Genomic DNA, 14151 nt, shown 5'->3' on the forward strand with positions numbered 1-14151 from the left:
CAAACTAGATTCCCCAAATAGTTTATATTTTTTAGCCCAAACACGGATTATATTTCCATGATTACTGTTGTATCTTATTCCTAGTTCGGAACATATTTGTTTGGTAGTCTTCCGTCCTGAAAGATAATCCTTAACCGCTTGTATTTTATCTTCAACTGAATATTTAAATTTTCTTCCCATAAAAAAATACCTCCAAAGTAGAGTTTGGTTATTTACCATGTCTACTTTAGAGGTATCATATCACCTTTAAAATATGATGGAGTTTATGGAAAGAAATATCGTGGATAAAGATAAAGCATAGGATTTTGAGCATCCTATGCTTTTAAATTTTTAATTACAATTAAGTTTCCCGAAGGGAGCGTGGCGCAGCCACTTTTTTAAATAAATATATTTTTTTAGATACAAAATAATAAAGAAAAAGGTATAATATATAGTATACTTATAAACAAAAGAAATTAAGGAGAGAGATTATGATAAGATTTGAATGTGATTATTTAGAAGGAGCTCACCCAAGAATCTTAGAGGCTCTAACTAAGACCAATTTCGATCAAACTCCAGGTTATGGAAGAGATGTATATTGTGAAAAAGCTCGTGAAATTATTAAAGAAAAATGTGATGCAGAAAATGCAGATGTGCACTTCTTAGTGGGAGGTACTCAAACAAATAAAATTGTCATAACTTCAATGCTACGCCCATATCAAGGGGTTTTATGTGCAGATAGTGGACATATAAATGTTCATGAAACAGGAGCCATTGAAAATGCAGGACATAAGGTGCTTCCATTAAAAAGTACATATGGCAAGATAAATGCTTGTGAAATTAAAAAGGCTTATGATCTTCATCATAATGATGATGCTCCAGAACACTGTGTTCAGCCGGGTATGGTATATATTTCACATCCAACAGAATTAGGTACTCTTTATAGTAAAAAAGAATTAACGGAAATAAGTAATGTGTGCAAAGAATTAGGTCTTCCATTATTTATAGATGGTGCAAGACTAGGTTATGGATTAGCTGCTGAAGGGACAGATGTTACTTTAGCAGATATAGCAAGGCTTTGTGATGTATTTTACATAGGTGGTACTAAGGTTGGAGCTTTATTTGGAGAAGCTGTAGTAATTATGAATGATAAGTATAAGAAGGACTTTAGATATTACATAAAACAAAATGGAGGGCTTCTTGCAAAAGGAAGACTTTTAGGAATTCAATTTATTTCTTTATTTGAAGATGATTTATATATGGAAGTATCTAAACATGCTAATAAGCAGTCATTAAGAATTAAAGAGGCTTTTTTAAAGAAGGGATATTCTTTATTTATGGACTCAAATACAAATCAACAGTTTCCAATAATACCTGATGAAAACCTTGAAGAATTAAAGAAAAAATATTCATTTACATTCTGGGAAAAGGTTACTGAAAATACTTCAGCTGTTCGTTTTTGTACAAGCTGGGCAACTAGAGAAGAAGATGTAGATAAATTAGTTAGTGATATAGAAAAAATGTAAGAAAGGAGTTTTATGGGTATGGATAAGTTTCTTATTAAGAATACAACTAGAGCAGAAAGAGAAAAAATAGTAAGAGATGCATTAGGATATGGTGATATAGGATGTGAATCTGATGCAGATGGATATGATATGTATAAGCCATATATTGATGGTGAAATGGAGATTGCTGAGATTAACATGAATCATAGATCATCATTTTAGGTGGTTCTAGAAATAGTGGATGTAGATTTTAAAGTATGAAAGGAGACTTGTGAAGCACAGGTCTTCTTTTTAGTGAAAGTCTACTTATAATTATCAGTATAGAAATAAAGAGGTGCATCATAAATGAAAAAATATATAATAGCTTTAGATCAAGGGACGACAAGCTCAAGAACAGTTATTTTTGATAGAGAACAAAATATAGTGGATATGTGTCAAAAAGAGTTTACTCAAATTTATCCAAATAAGGGGTGGGTTGAACATAATCCATTAGAAATATGGGCTAGTCAATATGGGGTACTTCAAGAAGTGATGGCTAAAACTAATATAAATCAAGATGAGGTTGCAGCTATAGGTATAACAAACCAAAGAGAAACAACTATTGTATGGGATAAGAAAACTGGTGAGCCAGTATATAATGCTATTGTATGGCAATGCAGAAGAACTTCTGACATAATAGAAGAACTAAAAAAAGATAAAGAATTTGCTGACTATGTAAGGGAAAATACAGGTTTATTATTAGATGCATATTTTTCAGCATCAAAAATAAAGTGGATTTTAGATAATGTAGATGGAGCAAGAAAAAGAGCTGAAAATGGGGAGCTAATCTTTGGAACTGTAGATACATGGCTTGTATGGAAGCTTACAAATGGTAAGGTTCATGTTACTGATTATACGAATGCGTCTAGAACAATGTTATATAATATTAAAGAATTAAGATGGGATGATAAAATACTTGAAAAGTTTAATATTCCAAAATCTATGCTTCCAGAGGTGAAAAATTCATCAGAAGTTTATGGATATACAGAATTAGGAGGAGAAGGACATATAAAAATTCCTATTGCTGGAATGGCAGGAGATCAGCAATGTGCTTTATTTGGTCAGGTATGCTTTGAAGAGGGAAGTGTTAAAAATACCTATGGCACAGGATGTTTTCTTCTTATGAATACTGGTGATAAAATGATTCAAAGTAGTCACGGATTAGTTTCTACAATAGCAATTGGAATTGATAATAAGGTACAGTATGCCTTAGAAGGTTCTGTTTTTGTTGGAGGAGCAGTTATTCAATGGCTTAGAGATGAGTTGCAGCTTGTTGATACTGCTGAAGAGACTGAAGCTTGTGCTATGAAGGTTCAGGATAATGGAGGAGTTTATGTTGTACCAGCCTTTACTGGACTTGGAGCTCCACACTGGGATATGTACGCTAGAGGTGCTATTTTTGGTCTTACTAGAGGAGCAAATAAAAATCATATAGTAAGAGCAGCGCTTGAATCTATAGCTTATCAAAGCAGAGATATTATAGATTCTATGCAGCAGGATTCAGGGTGTAAGCTTTCCATGATAAAGGTTGATGGAGGAGCAAGTAGAAATGATTTTCTTATGCAATTTCAAGCAGATATAACAGGCTGTAAGGTTGAAAAACCTATAATAACAGAAAGTACGGCTTTAGGTGCAGCATATCTTGCAGGGCTTGCAGTGGGATTTTGGAAGTCTAAAGAAGAAATTGCAAAGAAGTTTGCTATAAATACAACCTATACTCCAAATTTAGAAGAGGATAAGAAAGAAAAATTATATAAAGACTGGCATAAAGCAATTAAACGTTCTAAAAATTGGGAAGAGTAATATAAATAATTAAGGAAAAAACTTTTAATACTTTAAATTCAATAGTATTAAAGGTTTTTTTATTTTTAATGAAGATTTATAGATAAGATTAATAGGGGGTATTTATAATGGAAAAAAGAGAAGAGTGGTCTTCTAGGATAACCTTTATTTTAGCTGCTATTGGTTCAGCAGTAGGATTAGGTAATGCCTGGCGTTTTCCAGGACTTGCTGCAAAGTATGGAGGGGGAGCATTTTTGCTTACATATGCAATAGCAATGCTGATTTTAGGAATTCCCATGCTATCTATGGAAATTTCAATTGGTAGAAAAACAAGGCAGGGGGCACCAGGAGCCTTCAAAGCCATGAATAAAAAAACAGAGTATGTAGGATGGGCTGCAACTACTAATGCATTTGCTATTCAAGTATATTATGCAGTTGTATTTGCTTGGGTTCTTTTAATGGCCTTTTTTAGCTTTAAATTTGCAGGTATGGTAGGAGATACTGAGTCTGCAAGTTCTTTGTTTATGAAGGTTACAGAAACTTCAGGAACTATTTCAGGCATGAAGATACCTTTTCCTATGGCTTTAGCATTAATAGTAGCCTGGGTTTTAATTTATGCTTGTATAAGAAAGGGAACTGTTAGTGTTGGAAAAGTAGTTAAATATACAGGATTAACTTTGCCACTTATATTCTTAATTATTATGGCTATAAAGGGCATGACTATGCCTCATGGTTTAGAGGGGTTATCTAAATTATTTGTTCCTGATTTCTCAGTTATAAGTAGTAAAGGATTATGGTCAAACCTTATTATTGATGCCATAGGACAGGTGTTTTATAGTTTGTCTATAATGATGGCTATAATGGTTGCTTATGGTTCTTATTTAAGTGATTCTACTAATATAGCTAAGGATGCAACTATAATCGCCTTTGCAGATTTAGGTGTAAGTATTTTATCTGGTGTAGTTATGTTTACAACAATGTATGGTGTGGGAATGACTACTAATGATATGTCTGCATCAGGAATTGCAACAGCATTTATTATTTTTCCACAAGCAATAGTTAGTTTGACTAGTATTGGATGGATTAATGCCCTATTTGGCTTTGTATTTTATGCATGTCTTTCTTCCTTAGCCATAGATTCAGCCTTCTCAATAGTTGAGGGAGTTTCAACAGCTGTAGCAGATAGATTTAAACTAGATGCTAGAAAAGCCACTAAAGTAATATGTTTAATATCAGCCTTAATATCAATAGTTTTCATAACTCAATCAGGCCTTGCCTGGCTTGATATAGTTGATAACTGGACAAATCAATACAATATGATAATTATTGGAGCTATGGAATGTATAGTTGTAGGATGGATATTTAAACCTAAGAAAGTTTTATGTGAGATTAATAGAAATACTAATACGTATAAGATTCCAAAATGGTGGTTTTTAGGTTCTATAAAATTTGCAGCCCCATTAGCTTTAATTGGTTTTGGACTTTGGAATTTATATTCCTTATTTAAAAGTGGAGGTATTTATGGAGTTGAATCAGGCTACCCTTTATGGTCAAACATTGTGGGAGGATGGTTAGTGACTTTTATAGTATTTGTTAGTGGGTTTATTATAAAAAAAATTATTAATTTAAAAAAAGAAAACAGGATTTGAAGATAAAGATAATTTTTGGGAAAATGAAAAGACTGTGTCTAAATGATGCAGTTTTTCTGTTTTTAAGAGAATGATTATTAAGTTTTTATTACAAGAATTTTAATTAGTTGCCATATTATATAAAATTATATAAACTATCATAAAGACAAAAAGTGAGGGAGATTTATTGTGGAGAAAAAATTGTTTAGTCAGAGGAATACAGTATTTTATTTCTTAGCTGTATGGAGTAAAAGGATTATTAGATATAGACAATGGTATTTTAAGGGGATTAAGTTTTCTAAAGATAGAAAAGTTGAGAAACTACCATACAGAGTAAAGAAACATCAATCTGTTTTAATAAGAAAATTAGGAGATAGTGATGTTAGGCTTCAGTTAAATAAGGTGGAAAATTTGAAAATTGCTATAAAGAAAATAGATGGGATTATTATAAAGCCAGGGGAAGTATTTTCTTTTTGTAAACTTGTAGGACTTCCTACTAAAAGAAAAGGTTATTTAGAGGGAATGGAACTTTTCTTTGGAGAAGCAAGACCTGGTGTGGGAGGAGGCTTATGTCAGATAGCTAATTTAATAAATTGGCTTACAATACATAGTCCCTTAACAGTTATTGAAAGACATCACCATAGTTTTGATCCTTTTCCAGATGAGGGAAGAGTTTTACCCTTTGGAAGTGGAGCTACTATATTTTATAATTATCTAGATTTTCAAATAAAAAATAATACTAATCACACTTTTCAAATAAATTTATGGATGAGTGAAAAATGCCTTGAAGGGGAAATGAGATGTGATGAAAATTTAAGTTATTCTTATCATGTTTATGAAAAAAATCATAGATTTATAAAAAAAGATGGATGCTATTATAGACAAAATGAGATTTGGAGAAATAAAATAGATAAATTCAAAAGTGGTAAAATTTTGGAAACAGATTTAATAACAAAGAATTTTGCATTGGTAAAATATGTCCCACAAGAGTTTTGTGAAGAATAAATGTATTAATATAAGATAAATATTAAATTTAATAACTACATAAAATAATTGATAGTCTTAGTAGATTTTCTATATAATATGATATATAATAATAAATCAAAGGAATTTTGAAAGGAGCTTTTATATATGAAAGAGCTGTTTAAAATCAAAGATTTATCTTTTTATGAAGAAGATTTCTTAGATGATATAAAGGATTATGAAGATATTATTCCAATAATCAAAGAAATGGAACGTAAATTAACATATGAGAAGTTAGCTGTAACTGAAGATAATGAATGTTGTGGAAAGAGTAGAGATAATTACTTTATTCAAATACATGGATACATAAATAAAGAAGATGAGTTTATTACAAATGAAGAAGTAGAACAGTTTAAAGTTGATAGAGAAGGATTAGATCTATTTGTAATAAGAATCTATAAATGTGTAGATTGTGGTAAGTGGATAATAGATATATTAGAATAGAAATAAAAGTGCTGAGAAATTGATCTATTGATTTTGAGGCACTTTTATTTTTTTAATGATGATATATAAGTGGTGGTATAAATGAGGAATAGTATAGAAAAACACAAATTTAAAATATTTATTTTATTGTTTTTTACTTTAGCATTATTTTTTGGGTATATGTTTGGCAGAATAAATAATAATAGAGATAGGGTTTTAAGTAAACTAGAAGTAGCATTAAAAAATTGTGATGCTAAGGACTTAAGTAAAGTAGTTACTCTTAATAATAAAAGATTAAGCAAAGATAAGGTAGAGCCTTTAATTAAGTATTATGAAAGGAATACTCAGTCTATAGATAATGATATAAAACTTTTAAAAAGTGGTATGGAGACTCCAACCTTTTATATTGGTGAAAAAAAGGGAACTTTTGGAACTAATTATTATGTGAATTTGAAAACATATGATGTATCAATTTTTAGTAATTATGATGATGGTGAATTTACAGTTGATAATAAAAATTATATTAATGCAAATGAGAGTCTAGGAAATATGATTCCAGGAGTATATAATGTTATTGGAATTTTAAAGAGTGAATATGGTGATATTGAAGCTTCAAAAGAAATTACCTTGGTAAAAAATGAAAAAATAAATGTGGATTTTGATGCTGTAAATATAACAATTAAATCAAAATTTAAAGATGCAGATATATTTATAAATAATGAAAAAATTAATATGACTGTAGGTGAAGGCACGGAGATTGGGCCTTTAAGAAATGATGGAACGGTATCAATATATATAGAAAAAGAATTTCCATGGGGAATAATAAAAAGTAATGAAGTATTTGTATCAGATATTCCTGTTATTAATTTAAATATCAATATGGAAAATGATGATGTGAAAAATGATATAAGTGATGCAGCAGAAAACTTTTATAAAAGCGTTTTCTCTGCCCTTAATAATGAAAATAAATCTTATATAGAATGTGCTAAAGAGCCAGTAAAAGATAAAATATATGATATTTTAGAGAAAAAATATACTTTCTTAAAAAATCGATATATTATAGACAATATAGAAGTAGTAAAAGATAAGAGTGAATATATATTTGAAGATGATAAATATAAGGCTAATGTAGTAGTTAATGTGTCTTACAGTACAGAAAAAAGATTTTTTGGACTTAGCAAAGAAGAAAATTTTAAAATATTTTTCACAAAGTTTGTTTATGATGAAGAAAATAATGAATGGTTAGTTAGTGATGTAGAAAATTTTAGTTTATAAATAAAAAACCTGTACTTAAATTTAAGTACAGGTTTAGGGTTATGTTCATTTTTTGAAAGGGATAAATGAACATAATTGTGGGGTTATATCAACCTGACTATATTAGTCAGGATGTATGGGCTAAACTAACTTATAAATATATTATATGACAAAAAAATTAAAAAGCAAAGGCAGAGAAGAATTTAGTCATAAAATTTTAGGAGGTAAGTTACGTGAAAAATTTGAATATAAAACAAAAAATTAAGAAGTCATTTAAATTTATTTCAAAAATATTTAATAAAGCTGTAGTTGAAGTTAAAGTTATAAATGATATAAATTATTATATAGAGATTGATGGAGATAATTATACAATTCATAAAGATTATGATGGAAAATGTAATGGTATATTAATCATACAAAATGGAGAAAATAACTTTTATGATTTTAAAAATATATTAAAGTCTATTCCTGAGTATTTTGCTGCAAATGGAATGGTATTTATACGATATGATATATCAGAAGGGGATGATGATGAGTATATTTCAAGTCAATTTATTAATTTCTTAAAATTAAATAAATATATAGATATTGAAGAATATAAGCTTTTATCAGAGAGTAATAATGTAAATGAGATATTTATAGCAGCAAGATATCATCTTCAGTTACTAGATAAGGATAATGAATATGAAGACTATGGAGAGAACTTCTATATTAACAGAAAGAAGTGTCAGGGGGCAGGCTGCTCAGGAGGATGCTGCTCAAAAGAAGGAGGTTGCGCATCTGGAGGGGGCTCAAAAGAAGATGGAGGCTTAGGAGGCGGAAACTGTGAATCATGCACGAAACAGTGCTGCAAAAAATAACTTCCTAAAAATATATAAAAAACCATTATAATAGGATATAATAGAAGAAGCGATTAAAATTTTGAACTACTTATAGTTTTTACAGGAGGGTAAATAAGTTGTCAAAGCCAAGTATTTTTAGTAAAGATTATGAAAGAAAAATGAAAAAAAGAAAAAGAATGATAATATTGATTACAGTAATATCAATATGTGTTGTTGCAATCATTATTTACAATACTAATATCAAAAAGCTTGATTTTACTAATGTAAGAGCAAGTATACAGGCATGGGTAGATAGTGGAAAAACAGAAGAAGAATTAGCTGAAGAAAATATAAATGAAGAAGTTACTGATGATACTACTGAGGCTACTGAAGAAGAAACAGTAGAAGAAGAACCTAAGAGGGAAGAATTGACAGTTGAAGCAAATCTTGCTGAAGGGGTAAAGGCTAATATAAAATATATAGATAATAATGGAGTTAAAGAAATTCAATCTGTGGAAGTTCCAGAAGGATATCAATATAATATTAGTCCTATAAAGGATAAAGTTTTATTTATTGATTCAGCTCAAAATATGAAAATAGTATCTTTAGATGGAAGCATTGCAGATATAACAAAGACAGAATATATATCACAAGCAGGCTCAACATTCCCTAAAGATCAGATACTAGCAGCTACACCAACCTATACTTGGCATGGGCAACCTAAATTTATAGATGATAATAAAGTTATATATGTGAGTGAATTACCTTACTTCGGTAATAATGGAGCAAAGAAATATGTTTGGGTTTACGATGTATTAAATAATACTCACCAAACAATATGGAACTTTGTTGGATCAGATATAACTATAGGAGATGTGGTTCCTGAAAAAGGAATAACAATAGTAGTAGATGGAGTTACTTACTACATGAATGCAAATGGAGAAATAAGTCAGTAAATAAAAAATGAAAAAGAAATGTATCTAATGAATAAATAATTTGATAATAATTAGCAAGGTATGATATAATATGCTAGATTGTAGAGTATTAGCTAATTACTATTTTAGGAGGAATATAGAGAAATGGAAGCTAAAATGGAAAAAATAGAAACAAATAAAGTTAAACTTGAGATAAGAGTTGAAGCAGAAAAATTTAATGAAGCTATAAAGAAAGCTTATAACAAAAATAAATCGCGTTTTAACATTCAAGGATTTAGAAAAGGAAAAGTGCCAATGGCAGTAGTTAAGAAATTCTATGGAGAAGAAGTATTCTATGATGATGCTATTAACTATGCTATAGAAGGATCTTACGGAAAAGCTTTAGATGAAAACAACATAAGACCAGTTGATTATCCAAAGGTTGACGTAGTTGAAATTGGTGCAGGAAAAGACTTCGTATATACTGCAGAAGTTACAGTATACCCAGAAGTTGAACTTGGAGAATACAAAGGCTTAGAAGTTAAGAAAAATACTTACGAAGTAACTGATGAAGAAATTGAAAAACAATTAAAATCATTACAAGAAAAGAACGCAAGAATCGAAACTAAATCAGAAGGAAAAGTTGAAAAAGGTGATATAGCTGTAATCGACTTTAAAGGATTTATAGATGGAGAAGCATTTGAAGGTGGAGAAGGAACTGACTATTCATTAGAAATAGGTTCAGGATCATTCATCGATAATTTCGAAGATCAATTAATTGGATTATCAACAGGAGATAAGAAAGAAGTTAAAGTTACTTTCCCAGAAAACTACGGTAAAGACGAGTTAAATGGAAAAGAAGCTACATTCGATGTAACTGTTAAAGAAATTCAAGTTAAAGAACTTCCAGCTTTAGATGATGAATTTGCTAAGGATGCTTCAGAATTTGAAACATTAGCAGAACTTAAGGAAGATATAAAGAAACATTTAGAAGAACACAATGCTCAAAAAGCTGATCAAGAATTCGAAAATGATTTAATTAATGCGGCTGTAGAATCAAGCAAGATTGATTTACCAGAAGTAATGGTTGAAAATGAAATTGATGTTATGATGAATGACTTAGCTCAAAGATTACAATATCAAGGATTAACTTTAGAACAATACATGGAATTCACTGGAAGCAGTGCTGACCAAATGAGAGAATACATGAAAGAAAATGCTGATAAGAAAGTAAGAGCTGACTTAGTTTTAGCTGCAATAGCTGAAAAAGAAGGAATAAAAGCTACTGACGAAGAAATCAAAGAAAGAGCTACAGAAATTTCTAAGATGTACTCAGCTGAAGCAGATGAAAAGATGATTGATATGTTAGTTAATACTCAAGGTTCTATGATTGCTAACGATGTAGTAGTTAAGAAGACAATCGATTTATTAGCTAAAAACGTAAAATAATTTAGTTCATGTTAAATTAAATATATTATTTTGAATAATTGCCAGAAAAATATTTTCTGGCAATTATTTCAAATAAACATTAACAAAATTAAAAAAGTTTTGTATAATTACATTATACTTATAAAAAGAGTAAGAGGAGGTAGTATTATGGCTTTAGTACCAATGGTTGTAGAACAGACAGGTAGAGGAGAGAGATCTTACGATATATACTCAAGATTATTAAAAGACAGAATTATTATGTTAAGCGGAGAAGTTAATGATGACTCTGCAAACTTAATAGTAGCACAATTATTATTCTTAGAAAGTGAAGATCCAGATAAAGATATTTATCTATATATAAATAGTCCAGGTGGTTCTGTGACAGCAGGAATGGCAATATATGATACAATGAATTATATAAAAGCAGATGTATCAACAATATGTATGGGAATGGCTGCTTCAATGGGAGCATTCTTATTATCAAGTGGAGCTAAAGGTAAGAGATATACTCTTCCTAATGCTGAAATTATGATACATCAACCTTTAGGTGGTTTCCAAGGGCAAGTTACAGATATTGATATTCATGCAAGAAGAATGTTAAAAATAAAAGATAAAATGAATAAGATATTAAGTGAAAACACAGGAAAATCACTAGAAGAAATTAAAAGAGATGTAGAGAGAGATCATTTCTTAGATGGAGATGAAGCTGCTGAATATGGAATAGTAGATAAAGTAATAACAAGAAATGATTTAGGAGAAGATAAATAATAAGGATAAAGGCCTAAGTGAGGTGAATATATGGCTAAGTATGATGAAAAAAAACAATTAAAATGCTCTTTTTGTGGAAAAAATCAAGATCAAGTAAAGAGATTGATAGCAGGTCCAGGAGTATATATATGTGACGAATGTATCGAATTATGTTCTGAAATTATAGCAGATGAATTTGATGATTCAGTTGAATTTGATGCAAAGGAATTACCAAAACCACAAGAAATAAAGAAATATTTAGATGAGTATGTAATAGGTCAAGAAGATGCTAAAAGATCATTATCTGTAGCAGTTTATAACCATTACAAGAGAGTTAATTCAAAAGGCTTAGATGATGATGTAGAACTACAAAAAAGTAACATATTATTATTAGGACCAACTGGTTCTGGTAAAACATTTTTAGCTCAGACTTTAGCAAAATTTTTAAACGTACCTTTTGCTATAGCTGATGCTACTACATTAACTGAAGCAGGATATGTTGGGGAAGATGTTGAAAACATCCTTTTAAGACTTATTCAAAATGCTGATTATGATGTAGAAAGAGCTGAAAAAGGTATAATCTACATTGATGAAATTGATAAGATTGCAAGAAAGTCTGAAAACCCATCAATAACAAGAGACGTATCAGGTGAAGGTGTACAACAAGCATTATTAAAAATACTTGAAGGTACAGTTGCTTCAGTACCACCACAAGGTGGAAGAAAACATCCACATCAAGAATTAATTCAAATAAATACTTCTAATATATTATTTATTTGTGGCGGAGCTTTTGACGGTGTAGATAAGATAATAGAAAAAAGAACTAGAAAGAGCTCAATAGGCTTTGGTGCTGACGTTAAATCAAAGGATGAAAAAGATGTTGGAAGCCTATTTAAAGAACTTGAACCAAGTGATTTATTAAAGTTCGGTTTAATTCCTGAATTTGTAGGAAGATTACCAATAGTAGTAACTTTAGAATCATTAGATAGAAATGCTTTAGTAAATATATTAAGCAAACCTAAGAATGCTTTAGTAAAACAATACAAGAAGCTATTTGAAATGGATAATGTTGAATTAGAATTTACAGAAAAAGCATTAGAAGCTATAGCAAATAAAGCTATAGAAAGAAAAACAGGTGCAAGAGGATTAAGATCTATAATAGAAGATGTTATGACTAACATTATGTTTGATATTCCTTCTGATGAAAGAATAGAAAAAGTTGTTATTACAGAACCAACTATTAATGATAAAGCAGAACCTGAAATTCAAAGACTTCCTGAAGGTAAAACAAGAGCTTTGTTAAAATCTAAGAAGACCAAAAAGGATAAGGGAATGGAAACTGCTTAATAATATATTAAGTAAAAAGTATTAGTTTGTGTATTAATCATGAACTAATACTTTTTTATTTATATTGAATATTAGTTAAAACAAAAGTTAATAATCATATATATAATTAACTTTTTTTTAACTAAAATGATAGATTTATTAATATAGTGCAAGTGCTCTTAACCTTAGTATTAATATATTTTGTTATTGTTTTAAATAATACTAGTAATAAATCAAGGAAAACTATTATAAATAAATAAAGAAAATAAAAAAGAGATGAATATACTTAAAAAAATGAGAAAAGTATCTCTTATAAAGCCCTTAATGAAGAAAAGCAGACCAGAAAAATTTGAAGAGATTTATTGGTCAGGAAAAAGGAATTAAGGCTTTAAAGGCTGCTTTATGCGGCGAAAATCCTCAGCATGTAATAATATATATGGACCTCTAGGAGTTGGAAAGACAGCTGCAGCTAGACTAGTTTTAGAAGAAGATAAAAAAATTCTGTGTCACCTTTTAAGGAAAAGGCGAAATTTATAGAGTTAGATGCAACAACTTTACATTTTGATGAAAGGGGGATAGCTGATTCCTTAATAGGTTCAGTTCATGACCCTATATATCAAGGAACTAGCAGAGGAGGCCCTCAGCCAAAAGCCGGAGCTGTTACAAAGGCCCATGTAGGTATATTATTTAGGCTGTATTATGAATAAAAGTGATAAAATATGTCAATCATCTTAACAAAGATTTTTTAGGAGATGATGTATTTGAATTCGTATAATTACAATGATGTATTAGAAATAATAAAACCTATGAGTAATCCCTCAAAAAGAAAATTAATTATGGATATAAGCAAACTAATTGAATTATCTACAATTAAAGAAAACTCAAAATTAATTTGCCCTCATTGCCATAATAAATACATAGTTAAAAACGGAAAGAACAAAAATGTTCAAAGGTACCTTTGTAAAACATGCAAAAAATCCTTTGTATCAAGTACTCATACCCCTATTTTTTCATCTAAAAAGGACATAAGCTTATGGTTTAAATTTGTAGAATGCCTTGTAAATCAATACTCTATAGCTAAGACAGCTAAAATATTAAAAATATCCATAAGCACATCTTTTTCTTGGCGTCATAAAATTTTAGATGCAATAAGAGAAAACTATAAGTGCTTAAATTTATATAACAAAGTAGAATGTGATGAAACTTTTTTTAATAATAAACATGAAAGTATTAATGTAGAAATTATGTAAGAAGAGAGGAAAGGGTACTAGTAATAGAAAAA

At 29.6% G+C, this 14151-nt stretch carries 14 protein-coding genes and 1 pseudogene; 14 read left to right on the forward strand and 1 reads right to left on the reverse strand.

Translation table 11 applies throughout. The features are described 5' to 3' along the window. Window positions 1-180: transposase (locus BM384_RS03100; protein ID WP_175537264.1), on the reverse strand; the 180-nt coding region annotated here is incomplete at its 3' end. A gap of 290 nt (window positions 181-470) precedes the next feature. On the opposite strand from BM384_RS03100, the gene BM384_RS03105 reads away from it, so the two are divergent. The 14 genes and pseudogenes from BM384_RS03105 to BM384_RS03170 all read left to right on the forward strand — a co-directional run bounded on the left by BM384_RS03105 (window position 471) and on the right by BM384_RS03170 (window position 14119). Continuing rightward, the gene (locus BM384_RS03105) at window positions 471-1505 is read left to right on the forward strand and encodes a threonine aldolase family protein (protein ID WP_090010964.1); all 1035 of its coding nucleotides are present in this window, start codon (window positions 471-473) and stop codon (window positions 1503-1505) included. A gap of 18 nt (window positions 1506-1523) precedes the next feature. After that, window positions 1524-1706, forward strand: coding sequence for a hypothetical protein (locus tag BM384_RS03110; protein WP_090010966.1), 183 nt, complete (start codon window positions 1524-1526; stop codon window positions 1704-1706). Window positions 1707-1829: 123 nt separating this feature from the next. Continuing rightward, complete coding sequence (gene glpK, locus BM384_RS03115) at window positions 1830-3326, forward strand: glycerol kinase GlpK (protein WP_090010968.1); 1497 nt, start codon at window positions 1830-1832, stop codon at window positions 3324-3326. Between the two features lie 107 nt (window positions 3327-3433). Next, window positions 3434-4954: a sodium-dependent transporter gene (locus tag BM384_RS03120; protein WP_090010970.1), complete on the forward strand. Its 1521-nt coding sequence runs from the start codon at window positions 3434-3436 to the stop codon at window positions 4952-4954. Between the two features lie 168 nt (window positions 4955-5122). Next, window positions 5123-5938: a VanW family protein gene (locus BM384_RS03125; protein WP_090010972.1), complete on the forward strand. Its 816-nt coding sequence runs from the start codon at window positions 5123-5125 to the stop codon at window positions 5936-5938. Between the two features lie 126 nt (window positions 5939-6064). Next, window positions 6065-6400, forward strand: coding sequence for a hypothetical protein (locus BM384_RS03130; RefSeq protein ID WP_090010974.1), 336 nt, complete (start codon window positions 6065-6067; stop codon window positions 6398-6400). A gap of 81 nt (window positions 6401-6481) precedes the next feature. Further along, on the forward strand, window positions 6482-7654 hold the full coding sequence (locus BM384_RS03135) for a TcaA 3rd/4th domain-containing protein (RefSeq protein WP_090010975.1): 1173 nt from the start codon (window positions 6482-6484) through the stop codon (window positions 7652-7654). 212 nt (window positions 7655-7866) lie between these two features. Continuing rightward, window positions 7867-8493, forward strand: coding sequence for a hypothetical protein (locus BM384_RS03140; protein WP_090010978.1), 627 nt, complete (start codon window positions 7867-7869; stop codon window positions 8491-8493). 98 nt (window positions 8494-8591) lie between these two features. Beyond that, complete coding sequence (locus BM384_RS03145; RefSeq protein WP_090010980.1) at window positions 8592-9410, forward strand: hypothetical protein; 819 nt, start codon at window positions 8592-8594, stop codon at window positions 9408-9410. A 123-nt stretch (window positions 9411-9533) separates the two neighbouring features. Beyond that, the gene (tig, locus tag BM384_RS03150; RefSeq protein WP_090010981.1) at window positions 9534-10817 is read left to right on the forward strand and encodes a trigger factor; all 1284 of its coding nucleotides are present in this window, start codon (window positions 9534-9536) and stop codon (window positions 10815-10817) included. Window positions 10818-10964: 147 nt separating this feature from the next. Then, on the forward strand, window positions 10965-11564 hold the full coding sequence (gene clpP, locus BM384_RS03155) for an ATP-dependent Clp endopeptidase proteolytic subunit ClpP (protein WP_090010984.1): 600 nt from the start codon (window positions 10965-10967) through the stop codon (window positions 11562-11564). A gap of 30 nt (window positions 11565-11594) precedes the next feature. After that, entirely contained in the window at window positions 11595-12890 is a 1296-nt protein-coding gene (gene clpX, locus BM384_RS03160; protein WP_090010986.1) for an ATP-dependent Clp protease ATP-binding subunit ClpX, read from the forward strand. 173 nt (window positions 12891-13063) lie between these two features. Next, window positions 13064-13558: pseudogene (locus BM384_RS18110) on the forward strand (ATP-binding protein); the annotation flags it as partial. Window positions 13559-13630: 72 nt separating this feature from the next. Then, complete coding sequence (locus BM384_RS03170) at window positions 13631-14119, forward strand: IS1/IS1595 family N-terminal zinc-binding domain-containing protein (RefSeq protein WP_090010988.1); 489 nt, start codon at window positions 13631-13633, stop codon at window positions 14117-14119. The last annotated feature ends 32 nt before the right edge of the window (window positions 14120-14151 follow it).

The sequence above is a fragment of the Clostridium sp. DSM 8431 genome, from assembly GCF_900116755.1.
Classification (GTDB): Bacteria; Bacillota; Clostridia; order Clostridiales; family Clostridiaceae; genus Clostridium.

Excerpts from the sequence above, each read along its gene's own strand:
- BM384_RS03105 (WP_090010964.1), top strand. The coding sequence starts at position 471 with ATGATAAGATTTGAATGTGATTATTTAGAAGGAGCTCACCCAAGAATC.
- BM384_RS03110 (WP_090010966.1), top strand. The coding sequence starts at position 1,524 with ATGGATAAGTTTCTTATTAAGAATACAACTAGAGCAGAAAGAGAAAAA.
- glpK (WP_090010968.1), top strand. The coding sequence starts at position 1,830 with ATGAAAAAATATATAATAGCTTTAGATCAAGGGACGACAAGCTCAAGA.
- BM384_RS03120 (WP_090010970.1), top strand. The coding sequence starts at position 3,434 with ATGGAAAAAAGAGAAGAGTGGTCTTCTAGGATAACCTTTATTTTAGCT.
- BM384_RS03130 (WP_090010974.1), top strand. The coding sequence starts at position 6,065 with ATGAAAGAGCTGTTTAAAATCAAAGATTTATCTTTTTATGAAGAAGAT.
- BM384_RS03135 (WP_090010975.1), top strand. The coding sequence starts at position 6,482 with ATGAGGAATAGTATAGAAAAACACAAATTTAAAATATTTATTTTATTG.
- tig (WP_090010981.1), top strand. The coding sequence starts at position 9,534 with ATGGAAGCTAAAATGGAAAAAATAGAAACAAATAAAGTTAAACTTGAG.
- clpP (WP_090010984.1), top strand. The coding sequence starts at position 10,965 with ATGGCTTTAGTACCAATGGTTGTAGAACAGACAGGTAGAGGAGAGAGA.
- clpX (WP_090010986.1), top strand. The coding sequence starts at position 11,595 with ATGGCTAAGTATGATGAAAAAAAACAATTAAAATGCTCTTTTTGTGGA.